The sequence below is a fragment of the Qipengyuania sp. ASV99 genome (assembly GCF_047872805.1).
Lineage (GTDB): Bacteria > Pseudomonadota > Alphaproteobacteria > Sphingomonadales > Sphingomonadaceae > Erythrobacter.
The window spans coordinates 514,800-536,346 of record NZ_JBLQUK010000001.1 but is presented as its reverse complement, the minus strand read 5'-3'; the positions used below and the strand labels follow the sequence as shown (position 1 = coordinate 536,346).

Below are 21,547 nucleotides of genomic sequence, written 5' to 3'. Positions count from 1 at the left end.
GTTATGCGGCGGCAGCGATCAATTCCTGATCCTGCAATTGCCTTGCCAGCTTCAGCAAATCCGCTTCGATCCGGTCACGCGGTGCGTCGAATTCGGCTTCGATAATGTCGCACAATTCCTTGATTTCATGGGGCCGCTCGCTGAGCAGTTCCCATATCCGCCCGCCAACGCTGTCGAGCCCGAAATACTGGCCGCTCGACAGATCGAGCAGAACCATCTCGCCGCCCACCTCGCGCGCCACAACGTCGTTCGAAACGCTAAACCGATCACTCAGCTGCATAAGCCGCTCTGTGCTTCCCCCAAGCTCAAGGCATCAAATGCCCTGAACATTCCCCAAAATTGCGCCCCGAACCCTAGGCAGTTCCCCGTAGTCACGCGTAAAGTCAAGCGTGTAGCAGCGTATGTCCTGCGACAGGTCAGCTATTCTCGCAAAGTGACCGCGCAGCCGCGCCTTGTCTTCGACATCAAGGATGAAGGCATGCGGCATCAACATGCTGACGGCCTCTTGCAGCGAACATTGCCGGATCGACAAGGGCGCGCGGTGATCGGTTCCAAGGATATAGATCTGGCTCAGCGGTGCCGGATTTTCGGCAAACGGCAATGCACCGCCCGCCTCAACATCCTGTTTCAAATTTTCATCTTCAACGCGTGCATTCTCGCCCAGCAAATAGCGCGCGCTGTCCGCGAACAGCCGCAGCTTTGATCGCTTGGGCTGCACCCAATAACGCCCGCTATCGAACCTGAGGTCGATGACATCTTCGGTCAGGAACGGCTGCCCTTCACGCGCGAAGGAACCAGCCAAAGTTGTCTTGCCGCCTCGTGACAGGCCAAGAAACGCGACGGCCCCTGCTGCACCGTCGCGCGCCGCCCCATCCAGTCTGACCGCGCTGCCATGCAGATAGAGTCCGCCCAAATGGTTTCCCAATATGGGCTGGATCGCATTGTGATACAGATTGATGATCGTCCGATCGTCGCAGTCAGGGGCGGGCCAGCCGGTAACGGTAAACTCAACTGCGTTAGCTTCCGGACTTAGCAGGAAATCGCCTTGGCCGGGAAAACGGATCAGGAAACCGCCGACCATTCTGTGAAATTCGGCCTGACATTGGCCTTCGGGGGAGATCCAGCGATCATAGGGCTGCGATGACAGGCGTTCCTGCGGGCGGCGGGCGGCGGGTTTCCAATCCATTGCGGTCTTGCCCCTAGAACTGGCGAAGTCGATTCGCCAAAGCCTTGTGATTCGCGCGATTTTGCGATCGTTGCTGCAAATCGCGAAACGCCGGAATCAAGTGCCAGCCGCCGGCAACCCGGCTTGCAGGTCGAGCCCGTATTGAACCACCAGAGGCGCCGCCTTCGCCGCCTGCGGGAACTGGCTTGCAATGAAAGGCTGACCAAAGGTCAGCACGTCTGGCAAATCTGCCAAATGCTGTCCGAGACCCGGCGGTCACAACCAGCAACATGCGGAAAAGCCAATGATTAAAATATCTTGCGCACAAAACAAAAGGCACTCCGATCGGAGTGCCTGATGTTTGCCTTAAACCAACGGCCCGCAACGGACCGCTAGATTAGAAGCGCGAATCGGCCACTGCGCCATCGCGGAAACGTGTGCCGCTGCCGCCGGTCAGGTTACGAACAGAACCGAAAACCGTGAGTTTCGGAGCTTCGTACTTCGCTTTTTCAATCGTCTTGATCATTGTTGGATCCTGTCCTGTTGCACCCCAGTGGCAGGGTTAATCTCGGTTAAGCAGTTATACTGATACAAAAATGCTGCGGATGCGTAAAGGCCCCAAATTTCCCATGCCCAATAATCGCCCTCTGGCGCGGTGAAATCGACCTTGAGAAGTGCCTCCAACGCACTGAAATCGCAAATTCCCGACAGCTGCTCGCGTGCATTTGCGCGGACATAATCGGCAAATTGCGAATCGATTTTTGTATTGGTGAAGTTAGCCTTGGTGCTGCGATCAAGGATAACCTGAGGCAGCAGGCCTGCCATCGCCTGCCGGTGCAAAGCCTTCGCGACATTGCCCTGACGTTTGATCTCTCCGGGGGTTTGCAGGGAAAATTCGATAAACGCCCGGCTGAGCATCGGATGACGCGCTTCAAACCCGATCGCGGCGCGTTGGCGCCGCATCAGTGAATGCGACAGATCGTTGAATGGTGATGTCGCAAGATTGTGCTTGGACCAATGGACAGCGTTTTCGGGCAGGCCTGATTCGTAGGCTTCCTCTGCCTGAGCCAGAGCATCGCGCAGTTCCGGCACCAGCCATTGCATGGTCGGATCACCCCGCCGCCGTCTTTCGCGCAGCCGCTTGCGTAAAGTGCGGCGAATCGGTTCGGGCATCAATTCAGCGCCGCCATGTCGCAAGGCCTGTTTCAGCGCCGCGGGCCAGCCCACTGCGGCACCGTCACGCCGAAGGGCGCGCCAGAAACCCGCAACATCAAACTCGGCGACGAATTCGCGGTAATACAGGCTGTTGCCTTGCAACCATTCGTCTCCGCCGGTGCCAGTGATCATCACGCGCGAGCCATCGGCCACGGCTCGCCGTTCCATTTCGAGCATCATGGCCCCGTTCGAGGGGATCGGTATGTCGCGGTGCCAGTTGGCGTCCCGCGTGTACCAATCATTCTCTGGATCGAACAACGGCACTTCGGTCAACTCGCGCCCCAGATGGGCCGCAACGGCGCGGGCATAGGGCAGTTCAAACGCATTGCCCCCCTCCTCTGCCGCCAGCGAATATCCGGCAATTCCCGGAGCCAGCAATTGCCCCGTTCTTTCGAGGCTGTCCGCCACGCAAAACAGCGCCGAGCTATCAAGCCCCCCGCTGACTGCCACCCCTACCGGCGTGTCGGTCCGCGACGAACGGCGCACGCAATCGAACAACATCTCGCGGTAATGTTCGGCATATTCTTCGGAGGAATTGTAGCGAATGGTGATGTCAGTGGGCGGCGTCCAATAACGCTGCAATCGGGTCCGCTGCCCATCGTGGGTCAACGTGTGGGCGCGGACCAGCCGCTTGACCCCGACCCACGGCGTTGTCTCACGCATGTGCCAACGCTTGGTGATAACCTGAGCGATATAATTCCGGTCGGGCTCCAATGGCTGCCCACTAAGTGCGGCAATGGTGCGAAATTCGGACGCGATGATAAGGCGTCCCGGTTCCTGCAGATAATAGAGCGGCAGAAACCCCATATGGTCACGCGCCGCAAACACATGCCCCTTGCGCAGATCGGCGATAATCAGCGCATATTCGCCTTGCAGTCGATTCGCGCATTCCTCGCCCCAAATTTCATAGGCATGGCGGGCAATCTCCACGTCTGAGCGGCTGCGCAGGCGCACACCCCTTGCGGCCAGATCAAGTGCCACTTCGACAGGATTGAGAAGGTGGCCGTCGAACACAGCGGCCACTCGCCCATCGTCGCTGACGTCAGGCTGCGCGCATTCCCGCGATTCGGCATTGGTGTGCAAAACACCCGCGGCCAGACCCATCGGGCCGGCGTTCCACGTAGCCGATTGGTCGTGCGGGATTTTGGCGAGCGAACTTGCCATAAGCTCGAGCTGCTCCGCGCGCATCCCCCCGCTGGCAAAAATTGCTCCAATTGCAGACACTTATGAAAATTCCGTCACTTGGACGCGGATCGGCTGAGCGATTACGACGCTTGGCATGAGAGGAACCTTTATGCCAATAGATTGGGTCAGCAGCGCGTGCGAACATCGTGCGCCGACAGAGCGCAGGTCATTAAGCTTATCATGAATTTGGCGCAATCACCGCATATCCCGAACCCGGGAAGCCGGCCAAGTCTTGCAGATATCCCGTGGCTGGTGGGCTATTCGGCGCGCGGCCTGTGCGAACTGATTCGCGCACGCATCGCTTTCGGAAGGCTAGAGGCAAAGGCAATCCCGCTGCGCAATCGCCAATCCCTTGCCGGTTCCGCCACTGAGCCGGCAATTGCCGAGGCTGCTCTTGCCCGTATATCCTACGTCTTGCCGCGGCTGTCCGACCGGCTGCCGTGGCGCAGCGACTGCCTTGTTCAGGCGATTGCGGCGCAGAACTGGCTATCAGCAATGGGTGCCGCAAGCGAGATACAGATCGGTGTCGAAAATCCCAAGGGCGGCCAATTCGGTGCCCATGCATGGCTGGTGCATGACGGAATGGTCGTAACCGGCGGCGATATCGCGAAGTATGAGGTGATCCTTGCTGATTCGCGGATGCGGGGCGATTCGGGGGACGAAACAGTGGATCGGGGCGCTGGCTAGCGGCCTTGGCGGGCCAGAATCGAGCAATTCTGCCTCTGCTCAGACTTCATTTACCCTTTTTTCGTAACCCATGGTTGTCAAACTTGTTGCGCTGCAGTAGGGGTTGTCCCGTAATCAGGTGCAATAAAAGGTTAATTCGATGATCAAAATCATGTCTCGTATGATGGTGACTGCGGCTGCAGCCAGCATGGCCTTTGCGCCAATCGCTGCTCAAGCCAACACGCGCGCAGGCGACAGTGCTCCGGTTTACACCAGCACCGCCTCTGCTCCTGGCCTTGCCCGTTCGGCTGAAGGCGAAGAGCTGCGCGGCACGCCGGGCATCCTGATCGCTCTGCTCGCTGCAGCTGCTGCGATTGCCGGTATCGTTGCCGTTGCCGACACCAATGACGAAGGTCAGTCGCCCGGCACCTGAGCCGCCGATTGATCGGACCAGCATATTGTTGGTAAGCAAAAGAAAAAGCGCGCGGGATTCCCGGGCGCTTTTTCTTTGTCTGGTTTTTGGCTGCGCGAACGGAATTGCCAATGGGTGAAAACGCCCCCTCATACCGCCACCCAAACCATCCCGATTCGTTAAGCGGGGGCATGGCTGATCATTCCGAAGGCGCACTGGGCACATTCTGGACGGTCGCCATCCTGTTCGTTTTTGCCGCTGTGTTTGGTGGGGGCGGGTCGAAATACGGGATGGCGAACCTGATCGTTCAGCTTGCCGCACTGACCGCGCTCTCGTTCCACCGCCGTGCATTTTTCGAATTCTGGGCAACCTCCCCCGCTGGCTTGAGAGTGCTGATCGCAGCGTCGATCATGCTGCCGCTGATCTATCTTGTCCCATTGCCGGTGAACCTTTGGCAAAGCCTGCCGGGCCGCGAGCTGATGACCGAATCCTTCGCCCTGATCGGTGAAGCGCAATGGGCAAGTGCCAGCGTTGATCCGATCCGGACCTTGCTCGCGCTCACCGCCTTGATCGCCCCGCTCGCGTTGCTGACAATTGGCTGGAACATGGCGCAAGACCGGCTGATCATGGTCGGCTGGATAGCTGTCGGGCTTGGCCTCGCCAATTTTCTGATTGGCATTCCGCAAGTCCTTTCTGCCGGTCAAAGCGGGCTTCTCTATCCTGAAAACCCCATGCCCGGGGTGTTGTTTGGCACCTTTGCCAATCGCAATTCCACGGGCCTATTGCTGGTCGGCTGCGTCGCTCTGGCGGCCTTGCTGCCTCCCCCACCGCGTCTCGGGAGGAGTGCATCGGCAATCCAGATTGTCACCTGCATGCTGCTCATCGTGGCCATCATCCTCACCCGTTCGCGCACCGCGCTGGTTTTGACGTTGGTGCCAATAGGCGCGGTGATGCTGCGAGTGGCGCTTGCACATGCGGGGACGCGCACCCTTCGCGGTCAGGGTGAAAGCCGCAAGGCCTGGTTTGCATTGGTACCGGCGGCGCTGATCGCCGGGGCGCTCGGATTTTTTCTCGCGACCGGGCCAGGCCGGGTCAACGACGTGCTAGAGCGCTTCGACGACAGCGACGATGCGCGCGCATATATCTGGGAAGATGCCGCCTATTCGGCGGATCGATATTGGCCGATTGGTTCCGGGATGGGCACCTTTGACGACGTTTTCCAGATCGACGAATCGCTCGAAAACATGACCCTGCGCACCGCAGGCCGGGCGCATAACGATTATCTCGAAGTGGCGATTGAGGCGGGGCTGCCTGGCCTGACCCTGATCGCCGGTTGGCTGATCCTGCTCGGCTGGCTGATCTGGCGAGCCAGAAAATCGCGTGGTCGCTGGATCGCGTGGAGCGGCGGGGTAATCCTGCTAACCATCGCTTTGCAATCAATAACAGATTACCCGCTGCGCAATCTGACCATGCTGACATTTGCAAGTTACGCGCTGCTCATACTGCTGCGGTTTGGGTCGCCGGAACATTCCTCCTCGCGGCAGGAGGTGTTGCCATGATCGCAGGGATTGCATGGCGCGCCGCGCTTGTGGGAATCGCGCTCGTCACGTTCGGCGTGCAATTGGACCGGCAGACACGGCGCACGCCTGCCATTGCTGAAAGCGTGCCAGAGGCCTTGCGCTCGGCAGCGCAATTGCCGGTCGCCGCCGATGCTTTGGCGGGAGACGATCCAGATCGCGCATTGGCGGAAGCCGAGCGGCTCGTTCGTCGCCGCCCGCTCCCCGCTGAGCATCTGCGGCTCTTGGCTCAGGCACAATTTGCGGCGGGGCAGGTCGATAAGAGCGCGCTGTCGATTCAATATGCTGCACAGCGCGGCTGGCGTGATCCGCTGGCACAGGAATCGATGCTGCGGCTGGCGCTGGAGGCTGGCGATGCACCCGAAGCCGCGCGGCGCTACGCTGCGCTATTTTTGCGCCGCGACACCGCAGACGCGCTGCTCGAAGAGCTTGGCCCGCCCGTGCTAGCCGAAGCTGGCGGCGAAGGGCGCACGACCTTGGCTAGCATCGTTGGTGGAGGTCAGCGCTGGCATAGCCAGTTCCTCAACCGGGGTGCGCGGGTAATGCCGTCGGACGCCTTTGTCGAAATCATCGCCGCGACCGCTGCCAAAGGAACGCGGTATGATTGCCGGTTGTTGCGACAGGCGCAGCGTGCGCTTTCCGCCCGCGACGAGGCTGCCGGAACGCGGCTTTCGGCAATTGTGGATGAGCAATGCTAGGCGGATCTAGCGCCCCTTGAAGACCGGTTTGCGCTTTTCGAGGATCGCGTTGACCGCTTCCTGATGGTCTTCCATCTGCTGCAGCACGCCTTGCGTGGTCGCGGCCTTGGCGAGGCTGTCCTCGAGCCCCATGCGCTGCGCAGCGAGCATGATCTCCTTGCCCTTGCGCAGGGCAAGTGGCGGGTTTGAAACGACTTTTTCTGCCAATGCGCGTGCGGCACCCATCAGCGCATCGGGTTCCACCACCTGGCTTACCAGACCCCAGGCCAGCGCCTTTTGCGCGTCGATCGCTTCTGAAGTGTAGAGCATTTCCGCCGCGCGGGCATAGCCAATGATGCGCGGCAGGAACCACGCTCCGCCGTCACCCGGAATGATCCCCACTTTCAAAAAACTCTCTGCAAACAATGCCTTGCTCGAAGCGATCCGCATGTCGCACATCGTGGCGAGATCATTGCCCGCGCCAATCGCCGGGCCGTTGACCGCTGCGATCACCGGCACGGTCAGCTGCTCCATCAGCAATGGGATGCGCTGAATCCCGGTTTTATACCAAGCCTCTATGTCGAGCGGGCTCATCGCCTTTTCCGCTGTCATCGCGCCAATATCGCGCAGGTTCCCGCCCGATGAAAACGCCTTGCCCGCCCCGGTCAGGATTACGCAGCTGATTGCCTTGTCGCTTTCCGCCTTTGCAAACGCTTCAAGCAGGCTTGCAATGACTTCATCGCTCAGCGCATTGCGTGTTTCATCGCGGTTCAGCGTGATGGTGGCGACGCTGTCTTCGCGTGAATAGAGTACGGGATCAGACATGGGTTCTTCCTAGATGGGCTGGCTGATTCGCGGCCAGAGGCGAGGTTCGGGATCACTGAGCACGCTGCGGCCCAGACGCGATGCCCATTCGGTCTGCGACCCGAATTCATCCTGCCATTGCCACAGACGCCGGGTAAAGCGGCCCAGCGCATATTCGCGGGTGAAGCCCATGGCTCCATGCGCCTGATGTGCGGCGGCGGCGACTTTCGATGCCGCCTGCCCGCAGCGCGTCTTGGCAATCGCGATCTCGCCTAGCACACCGGGTCCGCAATGCGGATCAATGCGCAGCGCGTCGCTGGCCAGTTCCACTGCAGCGATGGAGGCGGCGGTTTCGCAGGCAATGTCGGACAAGTGATGCTGGATCGCCTGAAACTTGGCCAATGGGCGGCCAAACTGTTCGCGCTCCTGCGTATAGGTCAGGGTCAGCTCCAGCACCGCTTGCATCGCGCCCGCCATATTGGCGGCGCGCATCAACGCGGCAATCGCGCGGAAGGCGTCTGCGCTAAGCCAATCCGGCGCAGCAATTTCCGCCAGTGTTTCCTGCGGCGCGCGCACCAGCCGGCCCGCGCCATCTTCCGCTTTGGCAAGCGGCGCAAAGTCATCAGGAGACAGGCGGGCACAGCGCAGAAACCCGTCCTGCAGGATCAGAACCGCATCAACCTGTGCCGCATGGGCAACCGCCGCCGCAGAGTCGAACGGGTCAACCAACCCGATGCGCAATTCCGGCGCTTCGCATCCCGCCGCCGACAGCAGGCCCGCCGCCAGCATCGTATCGCCCAGCGGCAACGCCGCCGCATGGCGCGCCATCATTTCTCCCAGCACCAACGCATCGGCAATTGAACCACCAAAGCCGCCATGCTCCTCTGCCGCGCATAAAAGGACAAAGCCGTTTTCGGCGAGCGTAGACCACAGCGCGCGGGCGTCGGCGCCCTGCCCCGCGGCCTGATCGATGGCTTCAAGCGGAGCATCGGCCAGAATCCGTTCCAGCCCCTCGGCGATCAGCGACAGCGTCTCCCGCTCCATCACCGCATCCCCATTTCGCGGGCGATGATACCGCGCAGGATCTCGGTCGTGCCGCCGCGCAGGGTGTTGGAAGGCAAATGCAGCACCGCTTCGCGCAGCAATGCCTCCAGCCCGTCCGGCCATTCTGCAAACGAAATACCCGCCAGCATCGAGCGAAGCTGGGCAACGATGTCATTTTCCAGCCGGTTGCCCATTTCCTTGACCACCGCAGCCGCAGTTGCCGGACTTTCGCCCTGCTCCAGCATCTCCGCCACACCCAGCGACATCCGGCGCAGCACGCGCAGGTTCGCAAGGATCGATCCCACCTCGATCGCGCGGCGTTCATCGGCATGGCGCGCGATCACCGGCAGCGCCTGTTCCAGCACAATCAGCGAGGTGAGAAAGCGTTCGGGGCCCGACCGCTCCAGCGCCAGTTCGCCCATGCACTGCGCCCAGCCATTGCCTTCGGTTCCCAGCAACGCGTCTGCAGGAAGTTCAACATTGTCGAACAAAGTCTCGTTGAAATGCGGGGTCCCGCCAAGGTCGCGAATCCCGGAGATTTCGATGCCGGGCAGCGAGAGATCGACCAGAAACTGCGACAGACCCACTTGCCGATTGCGCCCCTCGGCAGGCGATGTGCGCGCGAGCACAATCATGTAATGCGAATAATGCGCGCCGGTCGACCAGATCTTGCGACCCGACAGCACCCAGCCTGTATCGCTGCGCTGCGCGGTGGTCCGGATCGCAGCCAGGTCTGAGCCCGCTTGCGGTTCGCTCATCCCGATTGCGGTAAAGCATTCCCCGGCGGCAATGCGCGGCAGGATCGTGCGTTTCTGCTCCTCAGTGCCATAGCGCAGGATATGCGTTCCTGTCTGACGGTCCGCGATCCAATGCGCGGCCACCGGGGCGCCGGCAGCGAGCATCTCCTCGGTCACGACAAAGCGGTGTGCCACCGGGCAATCATGGCCGCCATATTCGCGCGGCCAGACCATGCCGAGCCAGCCCTGCGCGCCCATCTTGCGGCTGAACGCAGGATCGGCGGCGGAAACCCAGCAATCAGCCGAAGGGCTAAACCCGCCCGACGCAAGTTCGGCATTGAGAAAACCGCGCAGATCTTCTCGCAAGGCATGTGCGGCTGCATCGAATTCAAGACGGGGGAATTGAAACATCGTCGCTGACCTTGGCCTCATTCATGATGGAATGCTGAAACGAGCAACGCGCTTTTCGCCCGCGATGCGGCGATGTGCCAGCCGCATATTTGCCAGTAAGTCAATCAACCAGCCCGGATTGGGTGCGCAATCAGGCTCCGCTTGGCAATCTCGCCTTGCCTCAGGCGGCTTGCAGCCCTCAATGGCTTCGCTTTTTGGTGGGAGCAAGGGCAGCTTGCCGCTCACGCCCAGTACGACTGGTCCATCGAAGCGGCTTTCGGAACCGCCCAGAAACGCCGGGTAAGGATAGCTCAGCGGAAGCGGTGGTGCAGGCAAGGTGCTGGTCACCGCGATGGTGAAAGTGCAGCTTCCTGGCGTTACGAATGCCGGCTCTGACGCCGCCGACGCGCTCGCGGCGGCAATAGCGGACGCGCACCGTACCCCCCGAACAAGTGGGCTGTGAAATGGAAGCGCGGGCAAGCCGTCCGGGTTACGGGTTGCGGGCTGCAAGCGGCGATGACTGGCTGCTTTTGGCGAACGGCGGCGAGCGGCGAAATGTCTGGGATTGGGTGGTTTCCTACCTGACCCGTCATCCCAGCAAAGGCTGGGATCTCGGGCGGAAAGCGCCGATCCATGCAGCCCTGGACCCCAGCTTCCGCTGGGGTGACGGGAGAGGCCGAAAATAGGGTCGATAGCAGACCGGCGGCTCTTCGCCGGAATGGCGCGAAAGATTGTTATTGCGCACCTTTGCAGCATACTCAATTGCACTTCGGTAAGCGCTCAAACATGACGACAGGCAAATCAATGACCAAACTCTCCCTCTACGGCATCCCCAATTGCGACACGGTCAAGAAGGCGCGGCGGTGGCTGGATGCGAACGGCGTCGAATACGACTTTCACGATTACAAGAAAGAAGGCGCGGATGAGCAGAGGCTTGCGGGCTGGATCGCGGACAAGGGGCTTGATGCGGTGCTCAACACGCGCGGCACGACCTATCGCAAGCTCCCCGATGCCGACAAGGCGGCGGCGGCGGACAGTCACACAGCCGTAGCCTTGCTCGTTCAGCACCCCTCCATGATCAAACGGCCAGTGGCCGAAGCCGGTCACACGGTTCTGGTAGGTTTCAAGGAAGACGAATGGTCCGCAGCATTCTTGCAAGCATAGCGTTGGGCGCGGCGTTGGTCGCATCTCCACTAAGAGCCACTGCCGAATCCGATCCGGAAAACATCGCAAAGGTGGTCGCCGCGATGCAACGTCCCCTTATCATCGCGCATCGCGGGTCGTCTGGCGAACGGCCCGAACACACGCTGGCCGCCTACGAACTGGCAATTGCGCAGGGCGCGGATTACATCGAGCCCGATCTGGTCGTGACCAAGGATCTGCAATTGGTCGCGCGCCACGAAAATGAGCTGTCGGGCACCACCGATGTCGCCAGCCGCGAGGAATTCGAGGACCGCCGCCGGACCAAGAATGTCGAAGGGCAACAGGTTGCCGGCTGGTTTTCCGAAGATTTCACACTCGCCGAATTGCGCACTTTGCGCGCCCGCGAAAGGGTGGGCAATATCCGGCCCGGCAGCGCGGCCTATAACGGCCTCTATCAGATCCCGACCTTTGCCGAGATCGTGCAATTGGTGCGCGTCAAACAGGCCGAGACCGGGCGCACCATCGGGCTTTATCCCGAACTGAAGCATCCCACGCTCATGCTGGAGCAGGAGGGTATCGACATGGTCGATCTGCTCGTCACGCAATTGCGGCAGCTTGACCTCGACCGCGCGGATGCGAAGGTGTTTGTCCAGATTTTCGAAATCGGCCCCTTGCAGCGCCTCAACGCCCGCGTCGATACGCCGCTGGTGCTGCTCATCTCTTCGGAGGGCGGGCCCTATGACGAACCGGAAATGCGCTGGGCGGAAATCATCACACCCACCGGACTGGCTGAAGTGGCGGCCTATGCTGACGGAATCGGTCCGTGGCTGGGCCATGTGCTGGACCCGGATACTATGCAGGCGACTGCGCTGGTGGGTGATGCCCATGCGGCGGGGTTGAAAGTCCATCCATGGACCCTGCGCAAGGAAAACGGGTTCCTGCCCGCATCGCTGCAAAATGACGGCGGCGCAGCGGCAGAGGGGCAGTATCAGCGCCTGTGGAACGCCGCTCTGGCCACCGGTGCGGACGGGTTCTTTACCGACAATGTGCGCGAATTGGTTGCGCTGACGGGCGCAGCGGTAGGCGAATAGCGGCTAGGCGCGGCGCGCGCTCACGATGTAATTGAGCGCTTCGTCAGCCGCCAGATGCAGCCCCTTGCCCGGCCGCCACGCAATGCCGCGCCGTTCGGTGATTTGCAGGCCGACATCGGCGAGCAGGCCCTCCAATTCTTCGGGCGTGACAAAATCGCTCCAGTGATGCGTGCCCTTTGGCACATAGCCCACCGCTTCTGCCGCGCCGACCAACAAGACCCGCGATGCCGCCGTGCGGTTGGGGGTGGACATGACCAGCAGCCCGTCCGGGGCCAGCCGCGCCGCGACATCGGCAAGGAATGCGGGCTTGTCGGCAACATGCTCCACCACTTCAAGGCAGGTGACCAGATCAAAAGTGCCAATATCAAGCGCGCCGACCTCGCCCGCCATATAGCGGATGCCCAGCCCGGCTTGCTCGGCATGCGCGCTGGCCGCCGCGACATTTTCCGCCGCCGCGTCCACTCCGGTCACATCGCCGCCCAGCCGCGCCAAGGGTTCGCACACCAGCCCCGCGCCGCACCCGATGTCGAGTGCGCTCTTTCCTGCCAAGGGACGAATCGAGCGCGCGTCGGTGCCGAACTGCGCGTCAATCGCCGCGCGGATGAATTGCAGCCGCACCGGGTTCACCTGATGCAGCGAGGCCATCTTGCCCTTGGGATTCCACCAATCCTTGGCCAGGTTGGCAAAGAACTCTGCCTCTTCGGGGCGGATGGTTACATTTGATACGTTTGCGTTTCCCATGCGCTCTCCCTAACAGCGCTCGCGGGACCTAACCAGCAAGAGTATGCTCACCTTGGCGCGCTCCAGGCAAAGAATCGTGATGAAATTTGGCGGCACTTCGATGGCCGGGACCGAGCGGATTCGCCGGGTGGCCAATATCGTGCGCACACAGGCGGCCGGCGGCAACGAGATCGCGGTCGTTGTCAGCGCGATGGCGGGCGAGACCGACCGGCTCGTAAATTTCTGCCGCGAAGCCAATGCGCTTTATGATCCCGCGGAATATGACGTGGTGGTGGCCAGCGGCGAACAGGTGACCAGCGGATTGCTGGCGCTGACCCTGCAATCGCTGGGGTGCAAGGCGCGCAGTTGGCTGGGCTGGCAAATCCCGGTGAAAACGATCGAAGCCCATGCCAAGGCGCGGGTCAGCACAATCGACGCGCCCGACATGCTCGCCAGCATGGCAAGCGGCGAGATAGCAATTGTGCCGGGGTTTCAGGGCGTTTCAGACGATGGCCGCATCACGACTTTGGGCCGGGGCGGATCGGACACTTCGGCGGTCGCGGTCGCGGCGGCGGTAAAGGCGGATCGCTGCGACATCTACACCGATGTCGACGGCGTCTACACCACCGACCCGCGGATCGTCGCCAAGGCGCGCAAGCTGAAGGCAGTCACCTACGAAGAAATGCTCGAACTGGCATCCGTCGGGGCCAAGGTTTTGCAAACCCGGTCCGTCGGGCTGGCGATGAAACAAGGGGTGCGCATTCAGGTGCTCTCCAGCTTTACCGGCGACGATGCAGTGTCAGCCGACGACCTGCCCGGCACGTTGATCGTGTCGGATGAAGAAATGGACGAAATGGTGGAGAATGGCCTGATGGAACGCCAGCTTGTGACCGGCATCGCGCATGACAAGAATGAGGCGAAGGTGATCCTTACCCGGGTGCCCGACAAACCCGGCGCGGTGGCCGATATCTTTACCCCGCTGGCCGAGGCGAGCATCAATGTCGACATGATCATTCAGAACGTGGGCCGCGACAAGGGTGAGACCGACGTGACCTTTACCGTCCCGCAGGCAGACCTTGCCCGCGCGCAGGCCTTGCTGGAGGATCGCCGAGCCGGGATCGGATACAATCGGATCATCACCGACAGCCGGATCGCCAAGATCAGCGTCGTCGGCGTGGGCATGAAAAGCCATGCGGGCGTTGCCAGCACGATGTTCCGCGCGCTGTCCGACCGGGGCATCAATATTCAGGCAATCTCGACCAGCGAGATCAAGGTCAGCGTGATGATCGACGAAGATGAGACCGAGCTAGCGGTGCGGGTGCTGCACACCGCCTATGGTCTGGATGCGCCTGATTGATCGGCAATTCGTCTCATCCCGTTAAGGGTGCGCCGCTAACTCCTTCTTAACGCTTATCGCCAAGGTTTAGGGCTCTTTTACAGGAGTCGTATCCCATGGCGATGAAAGCCCATCTTGCAACACTTGCACCGGGCAGCCCGGCCAATGTCGACGGTCGCCGGGCTGTCCGGCGCGCCTTGCAACTGGAAACCAGCGGGGTCTTCGCAGGCTCTGGCGAGGCCAATGTGACGGTCCACAATATCTCTGCGGCGGGTCTGCTGCTGGAAACCGGGCAAGCGCTGGCCGTGGGCGACATGCTGGCGATTGAATTGCCCGAATTGGGCGCGGTCGGCGCAGAAATCGTCTGGAAAAGCGAGCGCCTGTATGGCTGCGCCTTTCAACAGGCTCTGGGTGAGGCGGCGCTATCTGCGGCGCAATTGCGCGCCGCTGCTCCGGGTGCGGCGCCGGCTCCGATATCAGCTGTGCCGCCCGCCTCGCAGCGCAGCGGGACTGGGGACTGGCTGGGTGAGAAATTCAACCGTCTGCGCCGCGAACGCGGGCTTACTCTGGCGCAGGTTGCCGATGCCATGGGGGTGAGCAAGCCAACCGTCTGGGCATGGGAAAAGGGCAAGGCCCGCCCCTTGCCCGAACGCCTGACATCGCTGGCCGAAGTTTTGGGCGTAAGCGAGGATGAGATCAATGAATCCGGCACGCCCGGCGAAGCGGCTGCTCTGGTCGATGAATGTCGGCAACGGATAGCCTCAGCCTATGGAATTAACCCAAATAGCATCCGCATAATGCTAGAAATTTGATATAAAATACCAAGTATATGCACAGAAATAATGAAACAGCGCCAAAACATGGTAAACGATAATCAGGATTGATTCGTTTTTTAGTCGGGTAAACAAACGCATATAACAACTTTCATTTCTGCGTGCAGGCAATTTGGGGATTGCATAGAAATTGCGCGGCGAAAGTTAGCTAATAGTATTGCCGACCGATTTTCGATTTGATCCCGTGGTCGTAACAAAGCCGGGGGCAATCGGCATGGAAATGGGTTTCAGCATTGCAGAGGGCCGGGCGCTGCGCGGCCTTCTGGAGGATGCTTCGGGTGATATTGTGGTCCGGCTCGATCCGGGCGGGTTTGTGGTCCATGCCTCGCCCAATGTCGCGGAGCTTGGCATTGATCTGACGGCGCGGCTGTTCATGCCGCATATCACCGATTTTGCCGAGCCGGGTCACGGGGCAGAAGTGGCGCGCTTTGTCGATCAGGTGTTTGCAGGCACCGCGCATTCGGGCCGGATAGAATTTCCGGTGCGCATCTGCGCGGTGGATGATTGCACCGATCATGACGATCCTGAAAATCCCGCCGGTTCTGGACTGTGTCGGCGCTGGTACACTTTGGGGCTGAAACTGGTCGAAAACGGCGGTGGCGACGCCGGTCACCGCGCCTTGGGCCTGCTTCGGCTGGTCCGGCACGCGCAGGTTTCCGCCGCAGACAACACGCCGAACGCGATGATTGATCCGGTCACGGGGCTGGCCAGTCGCCAGGTGTTTTTCGCCAGCCTGCACCGCGCCTTCGCGCATGATGGCCCGCAAACGGTCGCGCTGCTTGCGGTCGATTCGCTGAAGGCTCTAGCGCTGCAATATGGCAGGCGCACCGCCGATGAGATCCAGTGGGGATTTGCCCGATTTCTTGAATCCATGGTGCTGCCCGGCCATGAACTGGCGCAGCTTGATGGGGAACGTTGCGGGGTGTTGCTGCACGGCATGACGTTGAAGCAGGCACGCTGTTGGAGCGAGGATGTCTTGCAGACCTTTGGCGCGCTGGCTGTGAGCGCATCGAAACGCGCGCCCGAATTGACCGCCAGCGCCGGGTTGGCACAGGTCGAGGCGTCCGCCGACTGGACGATGCGCCAGGCAGAGCTGGGTCTGGTCATGGCGCGCGCCGGTGGAGGCGGCCAGACGGGGGTCTGCGGCCATCCGCTGCCGCTGTGACTTTGTGCCCAGACAGTCAGATTGACCGCGATGCTTGGCCATCGCTGGTTCTGCCGCTAGTCCCGAAAGATGGCTTTTACCTCCACGATTCTGCTGCTCGGCTCGGGCGAGCTGGGCCGCGAATTCACCATTTCGGCTAAGCGACTGGGCGCGCGCGTCATCGCCTGCGACGCCTATGCGGATGCGCCAGCAATGCAGGTTGCGGATGCTTGCGAAGTGTTTTCAATGCTTGATGGCGGGGCCTTGCGCGCCGCTGCTATCAAACACCGCCCCGATCACATCGTGCCCGAGATTGAGGCTATCCGCACCGAAGTGCTCGCCGATCTGGAACAGGAAGGCTTTAATGTCATCCCCTCCGCTCGCGCTGCACAGCTGACCATGAACCGCGATGCCATCCGCGATCTGGCCGCAGCAGAGCTGGGTCTGGTTACCTCGCGCTATCACTATGCCGAAAGCCTTGATGAGGTGCTGGCGGGCGCCGCGAACACCGGCTTTCCCTGTGTAATCAAGCCGGTGATGTCGTCATCGGGCAAAGGCCAGAGCAAGGTCGATGATGCCGCCGGGCTTGAGCCCGCCTGGGACTATGCCGTTGCCAATATGCGCGGCGACCGCGCGCGGGTGATTGTCGAGCAATTCGTCGATTTCGACTATGAAATCACGTTGCTGACGGTGCGGCACCGGGATGGCTTCTCCTTTTGTCCGCCAATCGGTCACAGGCAGGAACGCGGCGATTATCAGGAAAGCTGGCAACCCGCTGCGATGTCTGCAGATGCCCTTGAAAAAGCGCGCGCGATGGCACGTAAGGTTGTGGAGGCGCTCGAGGGCAATGGCCGCGGATGGGGCATCTATGGGGTCGAATTCTTCGTGAAAGGCGAGGAGGTAATCTTCTCCGAATTGTCTCCGCGCCCGCATGACACCGGTATGGTGACCCTGATTTCTCAGGGCCTATCCGAATTCGATCTGCACGTGCGGGCGATCCTCGGATTTCCGGTCCCCGATACGATTGCGGCGGCTGCGGCGGCTTCGGCGGTGATCCTTGCGGACCGGGACAGCGATGACTTCGGATATACAGGACTTGCCGAAGCTTTATCCGTCGAAGGCAATGTCGATCTGCGGATATTCGGCAAACCCACGTCACGGCCCTTTCGCCGGATGGGGGTGGCTCTGGCGGCTGCTGAGACTGCGGAGGAAGCGCGGCTCCTGGCAATTCGTGTCGCAGGCACAGTCAAGATTGCCTATCGCGATTGACCTGACTAATCGCGGCTGATGACCATTTATCCCCAGAGCGCGGCCCTGATGCAGCGCGGTATCGATTTCCTTGGCTGCGAGCACGCGATCCTGTGCGGCGCGATGAGCTGGGTGTCTGAGCGCAACCTTGTTTCCGCCATTTCCAATGCGGGCGGATTTGGTGTGATCGCCTGCGGAGCGATGACGCCCGATCTGCTCGACACCGAAATTGCCGAAACACGGGCGCGCACGGCCAAGCCTTTTGGCGTCAATCTGATTACCATGCACCCGATGCTGTTCGACCTGATCGCGGTGTGCCAGAAACATGGCGTCAGCCACGTCGTGCTGGCCGGCGGCATCCCGCCCAAGGGCAGTGTTGAGGCGATCAAGGAATTCGGCGCCAAGGTGATCGTGTTCGCCCCAACGCTGGCGCTCGCAAAGAAACTGCTGCGGTCGGGCGGCGATGCGCTGGTGATCGAAGGGATGGAAGCCGGCGGCCACATCGGCCCGGTGGCGACCAGCGTGCTGGCGCAGGAATTCCTCCCCGAACTGTCCGCCGATCACGTCGTCTTCGTCGCCGGAGGCATTGGCCGGGGCGAGGCGATCGCCAGCTATCTCGAAATGGGCGCATCGGGCGTGCAACTGGGCACGCGCTTTGCCTGCGCCACCGAAAGCATCGCGCATCCCGATTTCAAGAAAGCGTTCTTCCGCGCCAAGGCCCGCGACGCCGAAGCCAGCGTCCAGGTTGACCCGCGCCTGCCCGTAATCCCGGTGCGCGCGCTCAAGAACAAAGGCACCGAGGAGTTCACCGCCAAGCAGATCGAGGTTGCCGGAATGCTCGACCGCGGCGAGGTCAACATGCTTGAGGCGCAATTGCAGATCGAACATTTCTGGGCGGGCGCGCTGCGCCGCGCCGTGATCGACGGCGATGTCGAAAGCGGCAGCGTGATGGCCGGGCAGAGCGTCGGCATGGTGACCAGCGAAGAACCCGCCGCCGACATCATCGCTCAGCTGATGGGCCAGTGCGAGGCGGCGCTGAACCGATAATATGGCTGCACCGCTTATCCTCACTCTCGCTTGCGCTGACCGGCCCGGCATCACCGCGCGCGTCACGGGCTTTCTGTTTGAGCGGGGCTGCAACATCCTCGACGCGCAGCAGTTCAACGACCGCGCGGAAGCGGGCGGCACCGACCGCTTCTTCATGCGCGTGGTGTTCGACCCCGATGGCTCGACCGCAGAGGGACTGCGCGGGGCCTTTGCAGCACTGGCGGGCGAATATGCAATGGCGTGGAAAATGGCGCGCGAAGATCGCCCGCGCCGCACCATTATCCTGGTCAGCAAGGCCGACCATTGCCTCGTCGATCTGCTCTATCGCTGGCGCACGGCTGAGCTGCCGATTGACCCTGTGGCCATAGTCTCCAACCATCCGCGTGAGGCCGCAATCCGCGAAGACATTGGCGGCATCCCGTTCCATCACATCCCCGTCACCCCCGATACCAAACCAGAGGCCGAAGCCCGGCTGCGTGCGCTGGCCGAGGAAACGCAGGCCGAACTGGTGGTGCTGGCGCGCTACATGCAAATCTTCTCAGACGAACAGAGCGCCCATTTTGCGGGTCGCTGTATCAACATTCACCATTCTTTTCTGCCGGGGTTCAAGGGCGCGCGGCCATACCATCAGGCGCACGAACGCGGGGTCAAGATCATCGGCGCGACCGCCCATTTCGTCACCGCTGACCTCGATGAAGGCCCGATTATCCATCAGGATGTCGAACGCATCACCCACGCCGACAGCCCCAGCGATCTGGTGCGCAAGGGCCGCGACATTGAACGCCGCGTACTTGCCGAAGCGGTGCGGCTGTTCGCGCAGGAACGCGTGCTGATCAATGGCAGCCGGACCGTGGTGTTCCGGGGTTAGGCGCATTCAGAGGCTAACGCCGCCCGACCTGCCTTGCCGCTGCTTCCGCCGCCTTGTCCGCATTGGCGCGGTGAATAACGAAGGCGCGAATTGCCTGGATTTCATCCGTGGTCAGCGAGCCTGCGAAACCGGCCATGCCGTTATCCTTGAGCGCGCCGTCATGCACAATTGCGGCCCAGCTGCGGGCATCGGCTAGTGTGCCGGAGCGCCGCAGGTCCGGCAGAACACTCGATCCAACGGCTTCAAAGCCGTGGCACGTGCTGCAATAGCGACCGTAGATCGCCTTACCAGCGGCAATGGTGGCTGCATCAGCACGGCTCGGCGGCGGATCAAGCGGAAGGCGGACCAGTTCTGGCTTTTCTGGCAGGCTCAATTCACCGCCCAACTTAAAGACAAGCAGGCGGCTGATGTTTGCCATTGGCCCGCCGGGCTCGGCCATTTCGCCGTCATTGACCAAGGCAAAACCGCCGCCCCAGCCCACGAGAACGGCGACATATTGTACGCCCTCAATCGAATAGGTCATGGGTGCTGCCTGAATCCCGGTTTGCCCGTCAAAGCTCCACAATTGCTCGCCATCAGCCGCGTTGTAGGCCCGGAATTCACCTGTATTGGTGCCCTGAAACACAAGGTTGCCTGCGGTCGCCAACACACCGCCATTGGCTCCCCCAGGATGATCCACGCTCCACCGGGCTTCTTGAGCGACGGGATCCCAAGCAAGCAGTTTGCCCCCGACTTCCGGGGTTAGCTGTTTGCGGATTTCGCGGTCGGAAGGAACACCATCCGAGTAGTCAAAGCCGTGGTTCCAGCCGCGCTTGCGATCAGGGTCCCACTCTTTGACCGGGACATACATCTGACCTGCTTCAACCGTCGGAATGTAAACCAGATTGTGATCGGGGTGATACGCCATCGGATGCCAGTTATGACCGCCGCCAGATCCCGGATTGACCAAGGTCGGCAATCCTGTGCGGTCGACTCGCATTTCGGGAACCTGAATCGGACGACCTGTTTCGGGATCAATCCCGCTCGCCCATGTTACGTTGACATAGGGCTCACCGGACAGGAACTCACCCGTCGCGCGGTCGATCACATAGAAAAACCCGTTTTTGGGTGCCTGCATCAAGACTTCGCGCATCTCTCCGCCGATTTCCATATCGGCAAGCATGATGTGCTGTGTGGCTGTGTAGTCCCAGGTTTCCCCGGGCGTGGTCTGATAATGCCAGACATATTCGCCCGTGTCGGGCCGCAAGGCGACGATGCTGGAGAGGTAAAGGTTGTCACCTTCGCCCGCGCCATCTTTGCCCGGAGACCGGATCGCCTGGTTCCATGGGCTGCCATTGCCAACGCCGATATACAATAGGTCGAGATCGGGATCGTATGCCATGGCATCCCACGCAGTGCCGCCGGCGCCGATTGCATCGGAGCTGCGCAACACTTCAGTGTTCCATGTCTCGGCGGCGTCCTGAAGATATTGCGGGCTTTCGCCGCCTTCATTGCCGTCCGGCACTGTGTAGAAACGCCAGATTTGTTTGCCGGTTTCGGCATCATATGCGCCGACATAACCACGCACGCCCAATTCTGCTCCGCCATTGCCGATGATGACTTTGCCATCGATCACGCGCGGCGCGCCGGTGATGGTATAACTCTCGTCCTGATTGACGGTAAAAACTTCCCAGTTCACCTTGCCAGTGTTCCGATCCAGCGAGACAAGCCGCCCATCAAGCGTGCCCAGAAAGAGGCTGTCACCCCATGCGGCCAAACCGCGGTTGACGACACCGCAGCAGGCTTTGACTGCATATTCACCGGGCACCTCGGGATCGTAATCCCATAAGGGCGCACCGGTCTTGCCGTCATAGGCCTTTACCTTGCTCCATGCGGTTGAAACGTAGATCTTACCATCAATGGCGAGCGGCGTCGCCTCCTGCCCTCGCGCAGTGTCCATATCGGCGAACCACGCCAAGCCCAGTTCACCGACATTTTCGGTGTTGATCTGATCCAGCGGGGAGAAACGCTGTTCAGAATAGGTGCGGCCATAGGTGATCCAGTTGGCGCTATCCGCGTCCGCGCCAGTCAGCATCGCGGCGGTGATCCCGTCCTCGCTGTAGAAATCCGCGTCGAACGCTTCGTTGCAGGCGACCACACCGAGCGCGCCCAGCACCAGCAAAGGCACTGCCCAGACTGTTTTGTTCATGAATCCCTCTCCCTCACGGCACATGTTGCAGCGCGCGGGAACGCTTGTCCATAAGCG

Annotated in this window: 22 protein-coding genes; 12 read left to right on the top strand and 10 right to left on the bottom strand. The window is 61.1% G+C overall.

Annotation, left to right across the window (positions count from 1 at the left end; translation table 11 throughout):
• Window position 1: 1 nt before the first annotated feature.
• From ACM64M_RS02685 to ACM64M_RS02665, 5 genes are all read right to left on the bottom strand, one after another.
• Window positions 2-280, bottom strand: coding sequence for a PqqD family protein (locus ACM64M_RS02685; protein WP_416227087.1), 279 nt, complete (start codon window positions 278-280; stop codon window positions 2-4).
• A gap of 33 nt (window positions 281-313) precedes the next feature.
• Entirely contained in the window at window positions 314-1,186 is an 873-nt protein-coding gene (locus tag ACM64M_RS02680) for a hypothetical protein (RefSeq protein ID WP_416227086.1), read from the bottom strand.
• A gap of 96 nt (window positions 1,187-1,282) precedes the next feature.
• Complete coding sequence (locus ACM64M_RS02675; protein ID WP_416227085.1) at window positions 1,283-1,420, bottom strand: hypothetical protein; 138 nt, start codon at window positions 1,418-1,420, stop codon at window positions 1,283-1,285.
• A 142-nt stretch (window positions 1,421-1,562) separates the two neighbouring features.
• On the bottom strand, window positions 1,563-1,691 hold the full coding sequence (locus ACM64M_RS02670; protein ID WP_416227084.1) for a lasso RiPP family leader peptide-containing protein: 129 nt from the start codon (window positions 1,689-1,691) through the stop codon (window positions 1,563-1,565).
• Window positions 1,688-3,544 (bottom strand): asparagine synthetase B family protein, encoded by a 1,857-nt coding sequence (locus ACM64M_RS02665; RefSeq protein WP_416227083.1) that lies wholly within the window; start codon window positions 3,542-3,544, stop codon window positions 1,688-1,690. The genes ACM64M_RS02670 and ACM64M_RS02665 overlap by 4 nt, the downstream gene beginning before the upstream one ends.
• A gap of 273 nt (window positions 3,545-3,817) precedes the next feature.
• On the opposite strand from ACM64M_RS02665, the gene ACM64M_RS02660 reads away from it, so the two are divergent.
• The 4 genes from ACM64M_RS02660 to ACM64M_RS02645 all read left to right on the top strand — a co-directional run bounded on the left by ACM64M_RS02660 (window position 3,818) and on the right by ACM64M_RS02645 (window position 6,918).
• Window positions 3,818-4,252 carry a lasso peptide biosynthesis B2 protein gene (locus ACM64M_RS02660; RefSeq protein ID WP_416227082.1) on the top strand — a complete coding sequence of 145 codons (435 nt, stop codon included), beginning with the start codon at window positions 3,818-3,820 and terminating at the stop codon, window positions 4,250-4,252.
• A gap of 139 nt (window positions 4,253-4,391) precedes the next feature.
• Window positions 4,392-4,664, top strand: a complete 273-nt coding sequence (locus ACM64M_RS02655; RefSeq protein WP_416227081.1) for a hypothetical protein — start codon at window positions 4,392-4,394, stop codon at window positions 4,662-4,664.
• Window positions 4,665-4,834: 170 nt separating this feature from the next.
• The gene (locus ACM64M_RS02650) at window positions 4,835-6,202 is read left to right on the top strand and encodes an O-antigen ligase family protein (protein WP_416227080.1); all 1,368 of its coding nucleotides are present in this window, start codon (window positions 4,835-4,837) and stop codon (window positions 6,200-6,202) included.
• On the top strand, window positions 6,199-6,918 hold the full coding sequence (locus tag ACM64M_RS02645; RefSeq protein ID WP_416227079.1) for a hypothetical protein: 720 nt from the start codon (window positions 6,199-6,201) through the stop codon (window positions 6,916-6,918). Before ACM64M_RS02650 ends, ACM64M_RS02645 begins: the two co-directional genes overlap by 4 nt.
• Window positions 6,919-6,924: 6 nt before the next feature.
• On the opposite strand, the gene ACM64M_RS02640 is transcribed toward ACM64M_RS02645, so the two are convergent.
• Genes ACM64M_RS02640 through ACM64M_RS02630 form a run of 3 tightly spaced genes read right to left on the bottom strand, consistent with a single transcriptional unit; the run spans window position 6,925 to window position 9,893 of the window.
• The gene (locus ACM64M_RS02640) at window positions 6,925-7,722 is read right to left on the bottom strand and encodes an enoyl-CoA hydratase-related protein (protein WP_416227078.1); all 798 of its coding nucleotides are present in this window, start codon (window positions 7,720-7,722) and stop codon (window positions 6,925-6,927) included.
• Window positions 7,723-7,731: 9 nt separating this feature from the next.
• The gene (locus ACM64M_RS02635) at window positions 7,732-8,745 is read right to left on the bottom strand and encodes an acyl-CoA dehydrogenase family protein (protein WP_416227077.1); all 1,014 of its coding nucleotides are present in this window, start codon (window positions 8,743-8,745) and stop codon (window positions 7,732-7,734) included.
• Entirely contained in the window at window positions 8,745-9,893 is a 1,149-nt protein-coding gene (locus ACM64M_RS02630; RefSeq protein WP_416227076.1) for an acyl-CoA dehydrogenase family protein, read from the bottom strand. The genes ACM64M_RS02635 and ACM64M_RS02630 overlap by 1 nt, the downstream gene beginning before the upstream one ends.
• Window positions 9,894-10,676: 783 nt before the next feature.
• Here ACM64M_RS02630 and ACM64M_RS02625 point away from each other — a divergent pair.
• A complete protein-coding gene (locus tag ACM64M_RS02625) occupies window positions 10,677-11,036 on the top strand; it encodes an ArsC family reductase (RefSeq protein ID WP_416227075.1) in 360 nt (119 codons plus the stop codon).
• Window positions 11,009-12,106, top strand: coding sequence for a glycerophosphodiester phosphodiesterase (locus ACM64M_RS02620; protein ID WP_416227074.1), 1,098 nt, complete (start codon window positions 11,009-11,011; stop codon window positions 12,104-12,106). Before ACM64M_RS02625 ends, ACM64M_RS02620 begins: the two co-directional genes overlap by 28 nt.
• A 3-nt stretch (window positions 12,107-12,109) precedes the next feature.
• Here the strand turns inward: ACM64M_RS02620 and ubiG are convergent, their stop codons facing one another.
• Window positions 12,110-12,847 carry a bifunctional 2-polyprenyl-6-hydroxyphenol methylase/3-demethylubiquinol 3-O-methyltransferase UbiG gene (gene ubiG / locus ACM64M_RS02615; RefSeq protein ID WP_416227073.1) on the bottom strand — a complete coding sequence of 246 codons (738 nt, stop codon included), beginning with the start codon at window positions 12,845-12,847 and terminating at the stop codon, window positions 12,110-12,112.
• A gap of 79 nt (window positions 12,848-12,926) precedes the next feature.
• Between ubiG and ACM64M_RS02610 the strand changes: the two genes are divergently transcribed.
• From ACM64M_RS02610 to purU, 6 genes are all read left to right on the top strand, one after another.
• Window positions 12,927-14,183, top strand: a complete 1,257-nt coding sequence (locus tag ACM64M_RS02610; protein WP_416227354.1) for an aspartate kinase — start codon at window positions 12,927-12,929, stop codon at window positions 14,181-14,183.
• 95 nt (window positions 14,184-14,278) lie between these two features.
• Window positions 14,279-14,974 (top strand): helix-turn-helix domain-containing protein, encoded by a 696-nt coding sequence (locus ACM64M_RS02605; RefSeq protein ID WP_416227072.1) that lies wholly within the window; start codon window positions 14,279-14,281, stop codon window positions 14,972-14,974.
• 178 nt (window positions 14,975-15,152) lie between these two features.
• Entirely contained in the window at window positions 15,153-16,160 is a 1,008-nt protein-coding gene (locus ACM64M_RS02600; RefSeq protein ID WP_416227071.1) for a GGDEF domain-containing protein, read from the top strand.
• A 69-nt stretch (window positions 16,161-16,229) separates the two neighbouring features.
• Entirely contained in the window at window positions 16,230-17,408 is a 1,179-nt protein-coding gene (gene purT, locus ACM64M_RS02595) for a formate-dependent phosphoribosylglycinamide formyltransferase (RefSeq protein WP_416227070.1), read from the top strand.
• Window positions 17,409-17,426: 18 nt separating this feature from the next.
• A complete protein-coding gene (locus ACM64M_RS02590; protein ID WP_416227069.1) occupies window positions 17,427-18,434 on the top strand; it encodes an NAD(P)H-dependent flavin oxidoreductase in 1,008 nt (335 codons plus the stop codon).
• Window position 18,435: 1 nt separating this feature from the next.
• On the top strand, window positions 18,436-19,302 hold the full coding sequence (gene purU / locus ACM64M_RS02585) for a formyltetrahydrofolate deformylase (protein ID WP_416227068.1): 867 nt from the start codon (window positions 18,436-18,438) through the stop codon (window positions 19,300-19,302).
• Between the two features lie 13 nt (window positions 19,303-19,315).
• On the opposite strand, the gene ACM64M_RS02580 is transcribed toward purU, so the two are convergent.
• On the bottom strand, window positions 19,316-21,490 hold the full coding sequence (locus ACM64M_RS02580) for a PQQ-dependent dehydrogenase, methanol/ethanol family (protein ID WP_416227067.1): 2,175 nt from the start codon (window positions 21,488-21,490) through the stop codon (window positions 19,316-19,318).
• Window positions 21,491-21,547 lie beyond the last annotated feature (57 nt).